This window comes from Roseibium sp. SCP15, assembly GCF_040329435.1.
Classification (GTDB): Bacteria; Pseudomonadota; Alphaproteobacteria; order Rhizobiales; family Stappiaceae; genus Roseibium.
This window is the reverse complement of sequence record NZ_JBDZYI010000003.1, coordinates 393,364-410,175: the sequence shown is the minus strand read 5'-3', so window position 1 is coordinate 410,175 and position 16,812 is coordinate 393,364. Positions and strand designations below refer to the sequence as shown.

17 protein-coding genes are annotated in these 16,812 nt (G+C 55.8%); 3 read left to right on the top strand and 14 right to left on the bottom strand.

Annotated elements, in window-relative coordinates; genetic code table 11:
* Nucleotides 1-109: 109 nt before the first annotated feature.
* The 4 genes from ABLO27_RS15785 to ABLO27_RS15770 are packed head-to-tail and all read right to left on the bottom strand — an operon-like array spanning nucleotide 110 to nucleotide 4,036.
* Nucleotides 110-940: an HpcH/HpaI aldolase/citrate lyase family protein gene (locus ABLO27_RS15785; RefSeq protein ID WP_353033894.1), complete on the bottom strand. Its 831-nt coding sequence runs from the start codon at nucleotides 938-940 to the stop codon at nucleotides 110-112.
* Nucleotides 934-1,776 carry an FAS1-like dehydratase domain-containing protein gene (locus ABLO27_RS15780; protein ID WP_353035049.1) on the bottom strand — a complete coding sequence of 281 codons (843 nt, stop codon included), beginning with the start codon at nucleotides 1,774-1,776 and terminating at the stop codon, nucleotides 934-936. Before ABLO27_RS15780 ends, ABLO27_RS15785 begins: the two co-directional genes overlap by 7 nt.
* 2 nt (nucleotides 1,777-1,778) lie before the next feature.
* The gene (locus ABLO27_RS15775) at nucleotides 1,779-2,876 is read right to left on the bottom strand and encodes a CaiB/BaiF CoA transferase family protein (protein WP_353033893.1); all 1,098 of its coding nucleotides are present in this window, start codon (nucleotides 2,874-2,876) and stop codon (nucleotides 1,779-1,781) included.
* Nucleotides 2,876-4,036, bottom strand: coding sequence for an acyl-CoA dehydrogenase family protein (locus ABLO27_RS15770; RefSeq protein WP_353033892.1), 1,161 nt, complete (start codon nucleotides 4,034-4,036; stop codon nucleotides 2,876-2,878). Before ABLO27_RS15770 ends, ABLO27_RS15775 begins: the two co-directional genes overlap by 1 nt.
* A gap of 128 nt (nucleotides 4,037-4,164) precedes the next feature.
* Between ABLO27_RS15770 and ABLO27_RS15765 the strand changes: the two genes are divergently transcribed.
* Together ABLO27_RS15765 and ABLO27_RS15760 are read left to right on the top strand one after the other, a co-directional pair.
* Entirely contained in the window at nucleotides 4,165-5,088 is a 924-nt protein-coding gene (locus ABLO27_RS15765) for a LysR family transcriptional regulator (protein WP_353033891.1), read from the top strand.
* 234 nt (nucleotides 5,089-5,322) lie between these two features.
* A complete protein-coding gene (locus ABLO27_RS15760; protein WP_353033890.1) occupies nucleotides 5,323-6,894 on the top strand; it encodes a reverse transcriptase domain-containing protein in 1,572 nt (523 codons plus the stop codon).
* A gap of 140 nt (nucleotides 6,895-7,034) precedes the next feature.
* On the opposite strand, the gene ABLO27_RS15755 is transcribed toward ABLO27_RS15760, so the two are convergent.
* From ABLO27_RS15755 to ABLO27_RS15740, 4 genes are read right to left on the bottom strand one after another with little or no spacing between them, the layout of a single operon-like run.
* The gene (locus tag ABLO27_RS15755) at nucleotides 7,035-7,604 is read right to left on the bottom strand and encodes a hemerythrin domain-containing protein (protein ID WP_353033889.1); all 570 of its coding nucleotides are present in this window, start codon (nucleotides 7,602-7,604) and stop codon (nucleotides 7,035-7,037) included.
* An 11-nt stretch (nucleotides 7,605-7,615) separates the two neighbouring features.
* The gene (locus ABLO27_RS15750; RefSeq protein WP_353033888.1) at nucleotides 7,616-8,164 is read right to left on the bottom strand and encodes an antibiotic biosynthesis monooxygenase; all 549 of its coding nucleotides are present in this window, start codon (nucleotides 8,162-8,164) and stop codon (nucleotides 7,616-7,618) included.
* A complete protein-coding gene (locus tag ABLO27_RS15745; protein ID WP_417714800.1) occupies nucleotides 8,161-9,096 on the bottom strand; it encodes a glutathione S-transferase family protein in 936 nt (311 codons plus the stop codon). The genes ABLO27_RS15750 and ABLO27_RS15745 overlap by 4 nt, the downstream gene beginning before the upstream one ends.
* 55 nt (nucleotides 9,097-9,151) lie before the next feature.
* Nucleotides 9,152-9,790: an isochorismatase family protein gene (locus ABLO27_RS15740; RefSeq protein WP_353033887.1), complete on the bottom strand. Its 639-nt coding sequence runs from the start codon at nucleotides 9,788-9,790 to the stop codon at nucleotides 9,152-9,154.
* A gap of 245 nt (nucleotides 9,791-10,035) precedes the next feature.
* Here ABLO27_RS15740 and ABLO27_RS15735 point away from each other — a divergent pair, with 245 nt between their 5' ends.
* The gene (locus ABLO27_RS15735; RefSeq protein ID WP_353033886.1) at nucleotides 10,036-10,947 is read left to right on the top strand and encodes a LysR family transcriptional regulator; all 912 of its coding nucleotides are present in this window, start codon (nucleotides 10,036-10,038) and stop codon (nucleotides 10,945-10,947) included.
* 72 nt (nucleotides 10,948-11,019) lie between these two features.
* On the opposite strand, the gene ABLO27_RS15730 is transcribed toward ABLO27_RS15735, so the two are convergent.
* The 6 genes from ABLO27_RS15730 to ABLO27_RS15705 are packed head-to-tail and all read right to left on the bottom strand — an operon-like array spanning nucleotide 11,020 to nucleotide 16,743.
* Nucleotides 11,020-12,303 (bottom strand): amidase family protein, encoded by a 1,284-nt coding sequence (locus ABLO27_RS15730; protein ID WP_353033885.1) that lies wholly within the window; start codon nucleotides 12,301-12,303, stop codon nucleotides 11,020-11,022.
* A gap of 40 nt (nucleotides 12,304-12,343) precedes the next feature.
* Complete coding sequence (locus ABLO27_RS15725) at nucleotides 12,344-12,997, bottom strand: DUF2848 domain-containing protein (RefSeq protein ID WP_353033884.1); 654 nt, start codon at nucleotides 12,995-12,997, stop codon at nucleotides 12,344-12,346.
* A 13-nt stretch (nucleotides 12,998-13,010) separates the two neighbouring features.
* On the bottom strand, nucleotides 13,011-14,291 hold the full coding sequence (locus ABLO27_RS15720) for a TRAP transporter large permease (protein ID WP_353033883.1): 1,281 nt from the start codon (nucleotides 14,289-14,291) through the stop codon (nucleotides 13,011-13,013).
* Complete coding sequence (locus ABLO27_RS15715; protein WP_353033882.1) at nucleotides 14,288-14,821, bottom strand: TRAP transporter small permease subunit; 534 nt, start codon at nucleotides 14,819-14,821, stop codon at nucleotides 14,288-14,290. The genes ABLO27_RS15720 and ABLO27_RS15715 overlap by 4 nt, the downstream gene beginning before the upstream one ends.
* A gap of 12 nt (nucleotides 14,822-14,833) precedes the next feature.
* Nucleotides 14,834-15,880: a TRAP transporter substrate-binding protein gene (locus ABLO27_RS15710; protein ID WP_353033881.1), complete on the bottom strand. Its 1,047-nt coding sequence runs from the start codon at nucleotides 15,878-15,880 to the stop codon at nucleotides 14,834-14,836.
* A 35-nt stretch (nucleotides 15,881-15,915) separates the two neighbouring features.
* Nucleotides 15,916-16,743, bottom strand: coding sequence for a putative hydro-lyase (locus ABLO27_RS15705; protein WP_417714799.1), 828 nt, complete (start codon nucleotides 16,741-16,743; stop codon nucleotides 15,916-15,918).
* Nucleotides 16,744-16,812 lie beyond the last annotated feature (69 nt).

Genomic DNA, 16,812 nt, shown 5'->3' with positions numbered 1-16,812 from the left:
ATGTCGGAGGCGGTTCAAGGTGTGGAGACTACGAACAAAATCGCCGTTTCCTTGAACAATCAGTGAGCTGAATGCTCCAACACGCCGAAGCAAAAGTGGCGCGCGGAGATCAGCTCAGATCAGTATCGCGTGAGAGGTTCGATGGCACCGGTTCCGACGCAGACGCAAGAATTGACCGGGCCCGTATGCGAACCGGCTCGTCTATCATTTGGCCATCAACCGAAACTGCACCATCGCCTGAACCCAGAACGCGCTGGGCCCATGAGAGTTCTTCTTTCGTTGGAGCAAAGGCCTGCCTGACTTCGAGCACTTGGGTTGGATGAATGCAGAGTTTAGCGGTCATGCCCAGGCTGCGTGCGTGCTTCGTGTCTTCCCTGAGTGTTTCAGCATCATGTAGCTGTGCTGTCACTCCGTCGATCGGAGCAGCGATTTCTGCCAGCCTGGAGGCAAGCACCAGCTCGGAACGGACGGGAAGCAGAACCTCTCTTTGGTGGGCGCAACCAAGGTCCGCGCAGTAGTCGATCGAGCCGAAGGCCAGGCGGACAACTCCGTCAAGTTCGGCAATGAGGCGAACATTCGCGAGGCCCTTTGCCGTTTCGATCAAGGCGATCACGGGGACGCGGTGTCCGAGTGAGGCGTAAAGCGCAGAAATCGCATGTGCGTCCTCAGATTTCGGCAGCATGACGGCTGAGACTGGAAGGTTCCCGATCGCCTCAACATCCTGCGAATGCCAGGGTGTGCCGATGCCATTGATCCGCACGATGACGGCCTTGTCCGTGAAACCGCAGGTCAGCGCTGCGCGTGCGGTATCTTTGTCTTGTGCGGAAACGGCGTCCTCTAGGTCGAGGATGATGGCGTCGGCTTGGGAGGCAGCGGCCTTTGAAAATCTGTCCGGCCGATTAGCGGGAACAAACAGCGGAGCCTGGATCAGGTCTACCATTGGGCGTGGGCCTCCATGGCAATCGGGCCATCAGGACGCGCAGTCCAGAGCGTCAGACCGTCTGGGGTGTTGGCAGCGTTGATCATGAAATCGTCGGTGTCGAAAAGTGCGGACGCGCTGCGAAAGCGAAAAACCGCCGGTGTTTTGCCGCTGATATCGGCCGCGAGTTGACAGAGCAGGGTTGCCTGCAAGGGCCCATGCACGATCAGGCCTGGATAGTTTTCCACGTCACGCACATAGTCCCGGTCATAGTGAATGCGATGCGCATTGAACGTCATTGCAGAATACCGGAAGAGATAGGCAGCTGATGGCGTAATGCGGTGCGAATGTTCCACGATCAGTGCGGGGGCAGTCGCGGGTCTTCTGACCGGGGAGGAAGCGGTTTGGGCTTCCCGATAGACGATGTCCTGCCGCTCGGTCAACGCCAGCCGTCCAGCGGACAAGATCTCATGTTCTACGGTCACGAAACAGAGCTGGCCGGTGCGCCCCTGCTTCATCACAACATCCTTGACCGTGGAAACTCGTTTAACCGGATCTCCCACGCGAATGTCACCATGGAACGAAAACTCTCCTCCGGCCCACATGCGCCGCGGGAGCGGAACCGGAGGAAGAAAGCTGCCGCGAGCGGCGTGCCCATCCGGCCCAAGCTCTTCGGTGGACACGGTTGGTTGGGCAAGGCAAAAATGAATGAGAAGAGGTGCAACCGCACCTGGTTCAGCCTTGAAATCCCTGTCGAATGTTGCATTGAACTGACAGACAAGCGTTTCGCTCAGAACCTGCGAGGCACTGTCTTCGCGGCCAATCCAACTGCGCAGATGGTCGATATCCAATTCCACTGTCACTTGTCCTCCGGTTTGAGGGCGGGGACAGGGCCATATTCGCGCGGTTCGCCTTCAAAAATCGGTGCAGGCGCGGGATAGGAGAGGGAACCATTCGGACTGCCGACGGTAATTCTGCGCAAATGCGGATGGGTCGACAGGCCTTCCATGTCGTGCACGGATGCCAGAGCAATGTTGGCTTTGGTCAGCAACGCGACGGCTTCCTCTGCTGTCTTCTCGGCAAAGGCCGCGGCGACGATACCGTCTGTTTCCGTCCGGTGTTCAACCCGCTCGACATTGGTGGCGAATCTCGGATCGGTTCCGAGTTCGGCTCTTCCGATAAAGTCGGAACAAAGCTTGACCCATTCGCGGTCGCTCTGGATCGAAATCAGGATCGGAGGACCTTCCTTGGGATAGAAGACACCATAAGGTGCGATGGAAGGATGGGCGAGGCCGATGCGTTTTGGAGTGTGGCCGCCTTCGTGGTTCAGAAGCGGAACCGTCAACCAGTCCGCCATGACATCGAACATCGAGATGGAAATCTGCGCGCCTTTGCCCGTGGCGCCACGCCGGATAATGGCTTCCAGAATAGCGGAATAGGCGGTCGCACCGGTTGCAATATCGACGACCGAGATGCCGACCCGCGAAGGCTCGGACGGGCTGCCGGTAATCGAGCAAAGGCCGGATTCCGCCTGGATCAGGAGATCATAGGCCTTGCGGTTGGCCATGGGACCGCTTTCGCCATAGCCACTGATCGAGCATGTGATGAGACGCGGATGTTCCTGCCGGAGTTGCCCGAGATCGAAACCGAGACGCGCGAGGGCTCCAGGTTTGAGATTCTGGATCAGGACATCCGCTTTCGCGATGAGCTCCCCTAGCTGTCTCTTGTCGGAATCTGATCTCAGATCGAGCGTTACCGTGTCCTTGCCCCGGTTTAGCCAGACGAAGTAGCTGGACTGCCCCCTGGCCACGTCATCGTAGCCACGGGCAAAATCACCTTCCGGCCTTTCGACCTTGATGACATGTGCGCCGGCATCAGCAAGCCTTGAAGATGCGAAAGGGGCGGCAACAGCCTGTTCGATCGCGATGACTTCAAGTCCTTCAAGTGGAAGTTCCATCAAAATGACCTCGGCATGCCAAGTACGTGTTCTGCTACGTAGGAAAGAATGAGATTTGTGGAGATCGGTGCCACCTGGTAGAGCCGCGTTTCCCGGAATTTGCGTTCAACATCGTATTCACAGGCAAAACCGAAACCGCCGTGGCACTGGATGCAGGCGTTGGCAGCCTCCCAACTTGCCTTTGCAGCGAGATACTTCGCCATATTGGCCTCCGCTCCGCAAGAGGCTCCGGCATCATAGAGAGTGCAGGCCTTGTAACGCATCAGGTTGGCGGCCTCGATTTCGATAAAGGCTTCTGCGATTGGAAACTGGACGCCCTGGTTCTGGCCAATCGGCCGGCCAAAGACCTCACGTTCACCGGTGTATGCGACCGCCTTGTCGGTGAACCAATACCCGTCGCCGATGCATTCGGCGGCGATCAACGTTCTTTCCGCGTTGAGACCCGTCAGAATGTACTTGAAGCCCTTTCCCTCTTCGCCAATCAGGTTCTCTTCGGGGATCTCAAGATTGTCGAAGAACAGTTCGTTGGTCTCGTGATTGACCATGTTCGGGATCGGACGCATTTCCATGCCCGATTTCAAGGCTTCCTTGATATCGACCAGGAAAATGGACATGCCCTCGGACTTCTTTGCAACGTCAGAAAGTGGTGTTGTGCGGGCGAGAAGGATCATCAGATCCGAATGCCGGACTCGGCTGATCCATACCTTCTGGCCGTTGACGACGTACCGGTCTCCTTTTTTGACCGCGGTCGTCTTGATCTTAGTCGTATCAGTTCCTGTCGTCGGTTCAGTCACGCCCATGGATTGAAGTCGCAGCTCTCCGGCGGCGATCCTTGGTAGGTATTTTCGGCGCTGGTCTTCCGAACCGTGACGCACCAGCGTCGTCATGTTGTACATCTGCCCGTGACAGGCTCCGGAATTCCCGCCCGCCCGGTTGATCTCCTCCATGATTACAGATGCTTCGGTCAGCCCGAGACCCGAGCCGCCATAGTCTTCCGGTATCAGCGCCGCCAACCAGCCTTCACGGGTGAGGGCGGCGACGAACTCTTCCGGATAGCCGCGTTCCGCATCGACCTTGCGATGGTACTCGGCAGGAAATTGCGCGCACAATGCGCGTACGCCATCGCGTATGTCGCGGTAACTGTCTTCAAGAACGTTCATCGGCAAACCAGATTTACTGAATTCATGTGCTTGCCAAATTATGCGCAGGATCAAGCATTAAACAAATATATGTTTTGGATGACTTTCATATAAAATATATATGAAAAGGATCTGCAGGCCGAACCCTCATGGACATAAGACAGCTACGCTATTTCCTGGAAATTGTGGAACAAGGGTCTTTGACGCGGGCGTCTGAGCACCTGAACGTCGCGCAACCTGCCTTGTCGTTGCACCTGAAAAACATGGAAGAGCGACTTGGTGCGCGACTCCTCAACCGAAGCCGCGCGGGAGTGACGCCGACTGAAGCCGGCAAGTTACTCGTGCTGCGCGCGCGGGCGATCCTGAACGATCTTGCGCGCACAGAGGACGACATCCGCAATCTGGAAAGCGATCCGATGGGAACCGTTCGCGTTGGCATTCCAGGTACGCTCAGCGGCATGATTGCACTTCCTCTGATCATGGCAGCCCGGGAGCGGTATCCGCGGATTACCATCAATATTGCAGAAGCCATGAGTGGCTTTATTGCCGATTGGTTGTCTGAGGGCAGGGTCGACATCGCGTTGCTCTACAATCGGTACAGGGGCTGCAATATCGTTTCAGAGCGCTTGTTGGAGGAAGAGCTGGTGATTTTGTGGCAGGGCGGTACCAATGCGCCTGAGGAGATCAAGCTCTCGGGATTGGACAGGGTGCCACTGGTTCTGCCAAGCGCTCCGCACGGCTTGCGCCTTCTGGTTGACAGAAAGCTGCAGACGCTCGGGATCGAGCCGAATGTGGCCGTCGAGATCGATTCCTTCTCCAACATCAAACGTCTGGTCGCCGCCGGTTTCGGTGCATCCATCTTGCCCTTGCACGCCGCCTTGCAAGAAGTCGAGACTGGGGAGTTGACTGTCAGCCGGATTGCTGCGCCGGGTTTACGGCGCGAGGCCTATCTGCTCTATCCTTCCGGACAGCCGGTTACACACGCCCAGGAAGCCGTCCGTAACCTGGTGCGCGAAGTTATCGAGGACCTGCTTAAGTCCGGTGTATGGGCTGCTTCGCTCGCAAGTGGCTGAGCAATTGGAGCAACTATACTGTTGATTTGTTTTCTTGATAGTTCAATTTGTGGTTGACCTCCACCATCACTTCAAACAAGTTCGAGACATGGCGTTTAGCCTAGGTGGGGCGCGACTTACCTAGTACTAATAGTGCTAATGACACCTTTCTGGGAAACTGGGCTGGTGACGGTGGTGTAATAGCTATCGGAATCCCTTACTCTATGCGCCTCACCGCCTCTACAAGGCGTAAGAATGCGAAATGAAATCCGAGCAGAGATAAAAAAACTCTGCAAAAAAGCGTTTGATAAGCAGAGACTTGCGTCTGAAGCAGAAGAAAAATATCGTGAAAAATTTCATCGTAGAACTGGCATAAAGCCAGGTCTTCCTAAGATGCGCACATCAAGCTTCCCGCATCGTCATTTTGACCCTAAATACTGTAAAAGAAATGCCAACGGCATTGCGACTGCGATCTGGCACAGTATTTTGCGTGAGGACTACGATCCTGCACCTGCATATTTCTTTGAGATTCCAAAACACGACGGTTCTAAACGTGGAATCATGGCGTTTGGAATTCCGGATGCAGCGTTAGCAAATGTTTTGCTAAGACGCACTCTACAAAGAAACAAAAAACGACTTTCCCCTCACTCTTATGCATATCATCCGGACAAAAATGTATTTGATGCAATTCTGGCGCTTAAAGATTTTGATAGGAGGGGTAAATTATTTGCTGTTCAGATAGATTTTGAGAAGTATTTTGATAACATTCCTTCAAGTTATTTGAAAAAAAAGATCTCAGACAAGTCGGTGCTGGGTCTAACGCCGCATGAACGGTATGTGTTTCGGTCGTTCTTGCATCATAGGTATGGTGACCGGTCCGATCATCGTAGCAAAAATTTCAAACGGCGAATTAACGGAACGCCTCAGGGGTCATCAGCATCGCTGTTACTTGCAAATTTGGCGAATCATGATTTGGACCGAAAACTAGCTGCCGAGTCCGGGAAGTTCGTGCGGTTTGCCGACGATGTTGTCGCGATTTGTGGCCGATATGAAGAGGCTCAGAGACTAGAAAGATGCTTCGACTATCATTGTGAAGAAAGTGGCTTAATAATAAATAGAGGTAAGTCACCTGGAATTGCTGTTTTAGCAAGCAAATCCCATGAAATAAGAACTATTAATAGTTTTACATATTTGGGCTATGAATTTACAGAAAATGGACTTTCTTTGCCTGGGAAGACAGCGGAAAAGCTTAAAATAAAAGTATCCAGACTGATCAATATATATCTAATAAATGCGCTTAAGTATGGATATGATTCATCAAGAGCGAGTAGCTCTGGGAAGTATGACTGGGACTTGTTGGGCCTGATCTACGAAATGAGAAGAGGCTTCTATGGTGGTCTAAAGGAGCAGGAAATAAAAGGCTTCTTATACGATGGTGGGCAGCTAAGAAAAATGCGTGGTCTAATGGGTTTCTATTGTCTTATAGAAAATTCTGATCAGCTGAAAGCTCTGGATGGATGGACGTTGAATATAGTTCGACGAGCTTGTGTATTAAGAAATCGTATACTTCAAACTAGGTATGGCTATTCTTCACCGACACCTTCTAGCAGCGAATTAGCTCGTGGCAATTGGCTAGCTGCAGGCGCTTGGCGCGAGCTCGATGGTCAGCAAAGTCAAGACGATCTAGAGGTTGTGTTTCCTAGTTTGGTTAGAGGCTGGAGAGCCGCGAGAAAGTATTTTTTCACCTTTGGCTTAGAGGGAGTGCAAGCTCCAGGATATGAGTCTTCTATCGATGTCGCATCTTTGTTCGATGCGTTTGACTATTAATTCGTAGAGAGCTTTCAATACCTCAAACTCCTTTCAACTACTTTCGCACGCGCCTACAGGGTCTCGTTACCGCCGCCCGTGGTTTAGATGTGATGCGAGGGATCGTCAGAGGAACTCCTCGCCGTCAAAGGAGCTGCTAGTTAAGCATGCTGCAGAAGTATCGGGATGATGATTTCCTCTTCGTCCCAGATATGACGCTCGAGAATTGCCTGGAGCGACTGAGCGCCAGCGTAAAGCGCGGACAACTGGTCCCGGGTGATTTCAGAGGACGCGAGATTATCCAGTGCCTTTTGGGTGTCTGCCAACGCTACGTCCAGCACCTTGTGATCCCCATCCAGCAACGCGAGCCCTCGGTTCATTTCCGGATGGAGGTGGACAAATTGCGGAAAGTAGGCGTGGTCCTCGATTTCATGATGATGGTGTGCAAATCCGATGAGGCGTCTGCTAAAGGGCAGCACATTCATCTGATTGAACGCGGCGCCGGCATCGCTCTTCGGAATATCCAGCAGTCGTTCGAGGGCATTGTTCAGTTTCGCTGCGCCGTCGATCAGATCCCGATGGATCATCATGAAAAAGCCGGCCTTGCCGCCGTATCTGGGATGGTTCTGCCACTCTGAGCGTGTGCTTTCCAGAAGGGTTTGCCGGATGTCGGCAGGCAAGCCGCTCCGTTTACTGACGTGATTTTCCTTGAGGTGGTAGTCCGGGAGCATGGGTCTTGCCTTCACTTGGACTTGGGCGCCAGCCAGGGCTGTAGAAGCTTGCTCAGCCACGGCATGATCGGCCAGGTCAGCAATGCGGATAAGACTATGACGACGGTTAGGACCTGGACAGGTTGCGGCAGGTTGCCGATCAAGGGAGCGCTCAACGCGAGCAGCAACATCAGCATCGGATAGACCGCCAGAACGCTCAACGTAACGCGCTTCCAGAACGGGGGCAGCAAGGGGGCGGCGTTGTCGGGATGATCGAACCAGAGGCCGAGACCGGCGGCTTCCACATACTGCGTTGCCCCTCCCGTTATCTCTTCGATTTGGGACAGTTTCCTTGAGATTTCGGCGTTCTCGCGCCAGTTGTCCGCCGTATCTTGGTTAGCCCAGCGCAGCAGCACTGTGTATTCAACACCGTCGGGCCGCTGATGGCGAACCGTGTCGACCGACTGGAAACCCTCCTGAGCCGCGAAGAGCCGATGAAGTTCTCCGACCAGCGCTTCATAGCGATTCTTTTGTGCGAGCGGGACATGGTCGGTAACCGCAATCGTGATCGGCATCGTCATGACGAAACCTCCGGGCCGATGGGAACAATGCCGCTTGGATTCAGGGCGCGTAGGCTCGCCCAATAGTGGGATTTGATCTGATCGAATTTCACCGTTTCCGCGACTTTGCCGGTGTGCAGGAGCCTGCGGCACAGGTTGGAGAGGTTCGGGTAGTCGGCAATCCGCCTGAGATTGCACTTGAACAATGACACATAGACCAGATCGAACCGGATCAGGGTCGTGAACAGACGCCAGTCAGCTTCCGTTGAGCAGTTACCGACGAGATATCCTGTCTTTTCCAGACGCTCCTCAACCGTGTTCAGGGCATCGAAAAGTTCGGTGACCGCTTCCTCATAGGCGTCCTGCGTTGCTGCGAAACCGCAGCGGTAGACACCGTTGTTGATCTTCCGGTAGACGAGCTCGTTCACCGCATCGATCTCCTCAAGCAGATCGGCCGGTGCAAAATCCCTGTCATTGGAACTGAAATCGGAAAATTCCGAATTCAGCATGCGGATGATTTCCGCGGATTCATTGCTGACGATCGTATTCAGTTCCTTGTCCCAGAGCACTGGAACGCTGACCCGGCCAGTGTAAGAAGGATCCGCCTGCGTATAGATTTCGTGGAGAAAGCGCTTGCCGAACAGCGGATCGGAATACCTGCCGCCTGCGTCGGAAAACTCCCAGCCATCCTGGTCGACGACCGGGGCGACCGCAGAGACGGAGATCGTGTTTTCCAGCCCTTTCAGGCTGCGCATGATCAAGGTGCGATGGGCCCAGGGGCAGGCGTAGCTGACATACAAATGATAGCGACCCGCTTCCGGGGCAAATTGTGCGCCGGGCTTATGTGAAATCCAGTTGCGAAAATCGGTTTCCTGACGATGATAGCGTCCGTCTTTTGACGCCATGCTGGCGCCTTCGCGGGTCCATGTGCCGTCAATCAATCTGCCTGCCATGCTGGTTACTCCCGGCTGTGCCCCGGCGCCATCGCGCCAGGGCAATCTGCTTGCGTTATTCCGCTGCCTGTTGTTGGGGTTGCTGCGCGAGGTAGCTCTCGTAAACCAGCCCATAGGCGGTGTGGCCGCCGAGAACACCGCCAAGCGGGTAGCCGTGTTCAGAGCGCCAGTCGTTCATGACCTCTGCGAGAACCGAAGCCCAGGTGGTGACCTTGACGCCCGCCTGGCTCATGCGAAGCATGGCAGCGTCGCGGGTGACTTCGTCCCAGGTGCCCGACGCATCGACGACCGCGTAGACGTCGTAGCCTTCGGCGACTGCGGACAGAGCCGGAAACATGAGACAGACATCGGTGACGATACCGGCCATGATGATTTTCTTGCGGCCGGTTGCCTCGATCGCCGCCTTGAATTCCGGAGAGTCCCAGGCGTTGATTTCACCGGCGCGGTTGATCACTTCGGAACCCAGCACATTGGTGATTTCCGAAGAGACAGGGCCATTCGGACCTTCCGGCATGGAAGCGGTCACGACAGATGGAATTCCTGCGGTTTTGGCCATGTTCGTCAGGCCATTGATGTTCTTGCGAAGGGTTTCAGGTTGAATATCACGCACACTGGCGAGCAGGCCGGTCTGGTGATCGATCATGGCCAGGACCGCGTTGTCGGGCGTTAGAAATTCAGCGAACTTGTTGGACATTGTCGTCCCCTTTCAACGAGTTGTCGGCCCCAGGGCATCGTAAAAATGCCACGTGGGCAGTGAGTTGCGAGAACACGCCAGTTTGCCGTGATGCAGAACGAAAGCGTCTTCAGGCAGGACTTGCGGGTGAGGAGAAATCTCGTTTCCGGAGATGTTCGGTCGATCGCGTCGTCTTGCTTGATCGGAATATGAGGCTGATCCATATTTGGATCAATTATGCGAAATTTCAAAAGAGAGTTCTAAAATTGGAACAAAGAGATTTGAACGATCTGGCGATCTTTGCGGCTATTGCGCAAGCTGGCAGCATCACGGGTGCTGCGGATAGAATGAAGCTACCGAAGTCGAATGTCAGCCGCCGTCTCGCCCGGCTTGAGGAGAGGTTGGGAGTTCAGCTGATCGAGCGGAACACGCGCAGCAGTCGGCTGACACCGATCGGGATCTGTTATGCAGACTATTGCCGTCTGATGGTGGAAGAGGCGAATGCCGCGGATGCTGTCGTCGAGAAAAGCCTGGCTAAACCTGCCGGAGAGTTGCGGATTTCAGCGTCCGTCTTGGTCGGGCAACAGATCATCGCGCCGGCCATTGCGGCTTACACCGAGTTGTGCCGGAACGTTCAGGTCGTCCTGGAGTTGACGAACGTGCGCACGAACCTGATCGACGACGGTTTCGATCTGGCATTTCGTATCGGTGAAAATCAGGATTCGTCGATGATGGTGCAGGCGATAGGCGTCTTGCCTCAAAACCTCTATGCCAGTCCCGGCTATCTCACCAGGTCGCCTCCGCTTCGATCACCCGCAGATCTCTTGTCCCATCGGTGTCTGGTTATGGCGAGCGGGGACAGGACGGTGCACTGGACGTTGACGCAGGAAGATGAACATCAGGATCTGAATGTGACCGGTGCCGTGATAGTCAACGATTTTCCCACACTCAGAAATCTTGCGGTCGCGGATGGAGGTGTCGCCTTGCTTCCGGCCTATGCGGTGACTTCCGAATGCAGGTCCGGGGCGCTGCAGCCGGTCTTGCCGAACTGGGCTGCTGCTGAGGCAACCCTGTCGGCGATCTATCCCAGCCGCCGTGGCGCAACTCTCAAGCAGCGGGCGTTTATCGACTGCGTGAAGAAAGTTGTCGAGGATCTGAGTGTTGGCTCGAGCACATAAGGCTTACGCATCAATCCATGGAGAAAAGCGGGCGATGCCACAGCTATGTCGTTGGCAGACTAGGTCGCTGGCTTAGATCGGGTCTGCCAGCGTACGCTCCACCACTTTCGCACATGCCAGGAGTGCGTCGTCGCGACCACCGCTGGCGATCAACATAGCGCTCAAGACGTTGCCGCCATGCTGGTAAGGAAGGGCGATGCCGCACGCGTCGGCGACGTTGCCGAGAGACGGATTGCGTAGGGCCAAGAGGTTCAGACGATTGAAGGTTTCGTCGTCGGCAAGGTCTTCGATCTTTGGGGGCAGTTTGGGGGTCGTCGGCAAAAGCAGGATGTCCTGTCCGAGTTCTTCCTTGAAGGCTGCAATAAGCTTGGCGCGCCGGTTCAGCGTCTGTCGATACTCGACTGCAGTGATTTCCTCAGCCCTTGCCATGCGCGAATGAACGCGTGAGTCGAATTGATCAGGTGAAGCCTGGAAATGGTCTTCGTAATGCGCGCGCGATTCCACGGATGTCATGTGCCAGGGCGGAACCTGATCGTAGAGCTCGATGCAGTCGAGTTCCTTTTCGATCACCTCAAGTCCGGCGTTCCGCAGATTTTGAACAACGGCCTTGAAGCCATCGGCGACCTGCTCATCCATTTCCGTGAAACCGAAGTTCACCGGCACTGCAAGGCGTGCCTTTGCGGGAAAGGACGGGGCAAGAGGCCTGCCGGACATGACCTGCCAGGCAAGTTCACATTCGGCAACAGTTCTTGCCATGGGGCCGAAACTGTCGAGGCTGTCGGAAAGAGGCTTGCCACCTTCCATCGCGACAGACGCCTGTGTCGGCTTGAAACCCGTGATGCCGGTGAATGCCGCCGGAATTCGCAAGGACCCGCCAGTGTCACTGCCAATGGCGATGTCGCAAATTCCGAGCGCAACGGAGACCGCGCCGCCACTGGTCGATCCACCTGGAGCACAGCCTGGGTAGGCCGGGTTCTGCGGCGTGCCATAGTGCGGATTGAGACCGAGGCCGGAATAGGCGAACTCCGACATGTTGGTCAAGCCCACAAAAACACCACCTGCAGCGTCGAGGCGGGCAATTGCTGGCGCGTCCTGTTGGGCCGGAGGGTCGTTTATCAGAACCTTCGTTGCAGAAGTCGTTACCTCGCCGGTCACATCAAACAATGCCTTTACGCTGATGAGTGCACCTGCAAGCGGTGAGTCACCATCAGCTGCGGCAGATGCCTGCCGGCGGGCCCGGTCACTCAGCAGCTTGGTAAAGACAGAAGAGGCGGCTGCTTCCCCGGAAGCTCTTTCAAGAGCCGTTTCAAGCCTGCTCTCGGTGTTTTTGTTGCTCCAGGGAAACGGGGTGCTCATTGCGTTCTGGTCCTTTTTTAAATGACACAACGGATGGATATCACGAAACAACTTCAAGGTAAGAGGTCTTGTAGGCCCATTCTATCGACCGGTCACTTTGCGGATCCGTGAGAGCCATCTTGAATTCAGTTGCCGGGCGCACCCCGCCAATTGCCGGCAAGGTGCCGCAAAGCATGGCGGTTCCGTTTGTCAGACCAGCACCCGATATCAGATCCTGCAATGGCAGGATCGATGCCAGCGCCCCTGACTGATAGGGCACCCAGTCCCCGTTCTCGCGGATCCACGACTGAAGCTTGAGGCTGTCGAGCCGGTCGCTGACCTCATCAAACCGCCAAAGCGAGTCGGCAACCGGCTTGGCGCAGACCTGCTTGGAGGCGGCCACGGAGTGGGCTTCCAGGGCACGGTCCGTATGATCTGAGGCAAGCCCGATCCAGGTCGTTCCTTCGTGTTGTAGAAGAAAAGGTTCCGCCTCGCCGGAAGTGTCGGAACCAAGAACCTGAAAGCGGGTCTCCTGTGTGAGCAGCGACGGCGAGCACTGATAGTAAAGGGGAACTGCGGAAGGCGCAGGCACGCCGATGGCGGCCAGTTCCTCGATGTGGTGATCCACCGCAGCGCGGTCCCGTCCGGTCCAGCCGGCCACGACAAGCCGGGTCGGAGTGCAGGTCAGCACTCCGGATTCCGTTTGAAACTTCATGTGAAAAAGCCTCTTACAAGGTTGAGGGAAGGAACAGGGCCAACTGCGGCAGAAGGATCAGCAGGCCAACCATGGCAAGCATTGCCAACGCATAGGGAATGCAGCCCAGCATGACATCGCTGAAACTTCCTGACTTGCGCGCTGCCTGAACGACATAAAGGTTGAGGCCCACCGGCGGTGTGATCAATGCCATCTCGACCAGGATGATCATCAGGATGCCGAACCAGATCTTGTCATAGCCGAGCTGGACAATGATCGGCACAACGATCGGGATGGTTGCCACCATCAGCGACAAGGTCTCGATGAAAAAGCCCAGAATGATGTAGATCAGGATGATGACCAACAGGGTTTCCAGCGGACCAAGACCGAGGCCGTTCAGAACATTCTGTAACGCACGGCTTACCCCTGCCGCGGTCAGGGCGAAGTTCAGGACATACGCGCCGATCACGACCAGCATGATCATGGAGGAGGTCTTGACCGACCCCCGCAGCGCCTTTGAGAGCATCTCCCAGTTTAGCGCTTTCTGGTGTGCGGCGATCAGCAAGGAAATGGCAACTCCGACCGTTGCTGCTTCGGTCGGAGTTGCCCACCCCGCGTATATGGAGCCCACGATTGCGCCAAAAAGACCTAGAATTGGCAGCAGATCCGTCAAGCCTTCCAGCTTTTCACCAAGGGAGCTTGACTGACGTGGACCTCCAAGCGAGGGCTTGAAGACACAGATGATGACGGTGATCAGCATGAAAAGCGCGGCAAGGAACAGTCCCGGGACCAGACCGGCCAGGAACAGCTGAGGGATCGAGCTTTCGGTCAGGAAGCCGTAGACGATCAGGTTGATCGAAGGCGGGATCATGATACCGAGCGTCCCGCCCGCGGCAATCGCTCCGGAGAAGAGCTTCTGATTGTAACCGAGCGTTTTGGCCTGCGGCATGGCGACGGTTGCAACTGTCGCTGCTGTCGCGACTGAGGAGCCGCTTGTTGCCGAAAACATCGTTGATGTTGCGATATTGGCGTGGATCAACCCACCGGGCATCCATGCCACCCATTTTTCCAGTGCTGCATAAGTGCGTCTTGCCACGCCGCTGCGAACGAGAATTTCACCCAGAAGCACAAAGAGCGGGATAGCGATCAGAGTGGCACTGTTGGAGGATGACCAGACAACCTGTCCCAGGCCACGCATCAGTGGAAACGGGCTGAAGAACGTGTCGATGCCAAAGGCCAATAGAAACAGCACGATGCCGACCGGAATGGAAAGCGTCAGAAGCCCCAGAAGGCCGACGGAAGTGAAGGCGATCATGCTTCCCCCCTGGCGCCGGCGATGTCATCGACGGACTGATAATCGGAAGACAGGAATTTCACGAGCACGGAAACCAGAAGAATGCTGGCCGAGACTGCGAACCAGACCCAGCCTGCCCACCACAAGGATTGCGGGATCCACAAAGGAGTTTCCAGAGGGGTATTGGCCCGTGCACCCGTTGAGAGCGTTTTTTCAAGTACGCTCCAGCCCCGCCAGGCAACCACAATTGCCGTTCCGGCCAGGCAGAGCAGGGAAATTATGTCGAAGACTGCCCTACCGAAGGGAACCAGCCGCTGGCGAAGCAAGTCAATACGAACATGAGCCTGCTCCGTCAGGGCATAGCTGATCCCCCAACTGGTGGTGACAGCCATGACATATCCGGAAATCTCATCGACTCCCCCCAGTGAACCGCCCAATCGGCGTGTCACGATCTCCAGGAGCGTGAAGGCGACGCAGGCGAGCAAGATCAGCCCAACGCCAATTGCCAGGCGGTCATTGATCCGCCGAATGAGGGACACCAGGGAAGTCATGAGATCGTGGCCTTAGTTCGTTTCCAGTTGCACACCGGTAACCTGACCAACGCTGTCACTCCAGCGTTTTGCCCAGTCGCCGCCAGCCCGCTCGGCCCAGTCCGGCAGAACCTCGGTGATCAGCACTTCCTTCGCCTTGGCCTGATCAGCTTCACTTGCTTCCACAAGGATCAAGCTTCTGGCATCGCCATAGGGGCACTCGCCGCTGCCGGTCAGGCAGGCAATGTCATTTTCAAGTGCGTTCTGTGCGGTCTTCCAGGCTGGCGCTTCCAGATGTTCCTTCACGCCGTTTTCCAGCGTCGCCTTCTGTTCATCTGAGAGAGCGTTCCACTTGTCGAGATTGATGGCGGTGACAACCGGGTCCCAGCCGCCGAGAGGGATCGGCATCAGGTGAGTGGAGACTTCCCACCAACCGGCATTGTAGCCGGAACCCGCGCCGGTGATCGCGCAATCGACAACGCCGCGCTGCAATGCGCCTGGAACTTCGCCGAAGCTGACATTGACGCCTTCCGCGCCGAGAGCTTCCAGAAACTTGGCGGTCATCCGGCCAGAGGCACGGATCTTCTTGCCTTTCAGATCATCGAGCGAGCCGATCTCGCCGTTGCAGAAGACGACCTGCGGCGGGTAGGGGGCGATGCCGAGCACCTTGGCATTGAAGACGTCACGGTAAATGTCGTCGACCATCGGTCTTGCCGCTTCTACCGCCTTTTGCGCGGTTGCTGCGTCCGTTGCGATCAGCGGCACGTCCAGACTTTCAAGTGCCACACTGTCTGAAACGGCATAATCGGCGACCGTCATACCCACGTCGAACACACCTTGCGAAAGCAGACGGAAGACATCACCGCCAGAGATACCCATCTGGTCGTGTGTCGTCAGTGCAGCGGTCAGGTCACCACCAGAGATTTCCGGGAGCTTCTCGCCCCAGAAGGGGGCCTCGTACTGCTTGTGCAACGGCAAGCCGCTCCAGCTGCCGACAACAGCAAGCTCTTCGGCTTGCACAGCGGAACCTGCGGAAAGGGCAATCATCGAGATCGCCGAAAGCGTCATGATCTTTTTCATCGTTTGTCCATCCTCTGTTTATCTAGAATTTTCAGTTAGTTATCGTTGTAAACGTAAAGTGGTGGGGTAAGTTCATCGACATCGGCTATCAACATCGCTCCCGGAGCATGCGTGATCGATAGAGGCAACTTGGCCCGCATGATTGCGGCCTGAGGAGTTACCCCACAAGCCCAGAACACGGGAACTTCATCTTCACGTACCGATACCGCTTCGCCCCAATCGGGAAGGTTGATGTCGGTAATCCCGATTGCGTACGGGTCGCCGACGTGAACAGGTGCGCCATGCGCGAGCGGATAGTTGCGGCAGATGGCATGAACTTCGTCGACGCGTTCCACCGGGATCGGTCGCATGGAGACGACTGTTCCACCGCCGAAGGGACCGCTTGCTGCTGTCTCGATGGACGTTCGATACATCGGAACAGTGACGTTGCAGTCGATGTGGCGCATGGCAATACCGGCGCGGCGCAGCGCGTTCTCGAAGGTGAACGAGCACCCGATCGCAAACGCGACGAGATCCTCCCGCCAGAGGGATTTCAGGTCCTGAACCTGACTGTCCAGCGCTCCATAGCGGTAGACGTTGTAAAGCGCGGCATCTGTTCGGATGTCGACATTTTCGCCCAGCCGCCTGATGAAGGGGCTACCGGCTTCCGATACGCCTGCCAACGGGCAGGATTTCGGGTTCAGGCGGCAAAACGTAAGGAAATCATCCGCGAATTCGCCGGGCAGGATCGCCAGATTGCACTGAAGTTTGCCTTTGGCCAGACCGGCCGTATGTCCGCAATAGCTACCGGATCGGATGGCTTCCCGTTGCGAAAAGATATCCATGTCGGACAGATCGGAAAACACGCCTGGTTCGCTCGTCATTTCCACCTCGAAAGTTACTGGCAAAATGCTGCGGTGGATCTATGATCAAGTCAAATCGTCATTTTTTGT

Coding starts and splice junctions, on each gene's coding strand:
- ABLO27_RS15785 (WP_353033894.1), bottom strand. CDS start 940: ATGGTAGACCTGATCCAGGCTCCGCTGTTTGTTCCCGCTAATCGGCCG.
- ABLO27_RS15775 (WP_353033893.1), bottom strand. CDS start 2,876: ATGGAACTTCCACTTGAAGGACTTGAAGTCATCGCGATCGAACAGGCT.
- ABLO27_RS15770 (WP_353033892.1), bottom strand. CDS start 4,036: ATGAACGTTCTTGAAGACAGTTACCGCGACATACGCGATGGCGTACGC.
- ABLO27_RS15765 (WP_353033891.1), top strand. CDS start 4,165: ATGGACATAAGACAGCTACGCTATTTCCTGGAAATTGTGGAACAAGGG.
- ABLO27_RS15760 (WP_353033890.1), top strand. CDS start 5,323: ATGCGAAATGAAATCCGAGCAGAGATAAAAAAACTCTGCAAAAAAGCG.
- ABLO27_RS15755 (WP_353033889.1), bottom strand. CDS start 7,604: ATGCTCCCGGACTACCACCTCAAGGAAAATCACGTCAGTAAACGGAGC.
- ABLO27_RS15750 (WP_353033888.1), bottom strand. CDS start 8,164: ATGACGATGCCGATCACGATTGCGGTTACCGACCATGTCCCGCTCGCA.
- ABLO27_RS15745 (WP_417714800.1), bottom strand. CDS start 9,096: ATGGCAGGCAGATTGATTGACGGCACATGGACCCGCGAAGGCGCCAGC.
- ABLO27_RS15740 (WP_353033887.1), bottom strand. CDS start 9,790: ATGTCCAACAAGTTCGCTGAATTTCTAACGCCCGACAACGCGGTCCTG.
- ABLO27_RS15730 (WP_353033885.1), bottom strand. CDS start 12,303: ATGAGCACCCCGTTTCCCTGGAGCAACAAAAACACCGAGAGCAGGCTT.
- ABLO27_RS15725 (WP_353033884.1), bottom strand. CDS start 12,997: ATGAAGTTTCAAACGGAATCCGGAGTGCTGACCTGCACTCCGACCCGG.
- ABLO27_RS15720 (WP_353033883.1), bottom strand. CDS start 14,291: ATGATCGCCTTCACTTCCGTCGGCCTTCTGGGGCTTCTGACGCTTTCC.
- ABLO27_RS15715 (WP_353033882.1), bottom strand. CDS start 14,821: ATGACTTCCCTGGTGTCCCTCATTCGGCGGATCAATGACCGCCTGGCA.
- ABLO27_RS15710 (WP_353033881.1), bottom strand. CDS start 15,880: ATGAAAAAGATCATGACGCTTTCGGCGATCTCGATGATTGCCCTTTCC.
- ABLO27_RS15705 (WP_417714799.1), bottom strand. CDS start 16,743: ATGACGAGCGAACCAGGCGTGTTTTCCGATCTGTCCGACATGGATATC.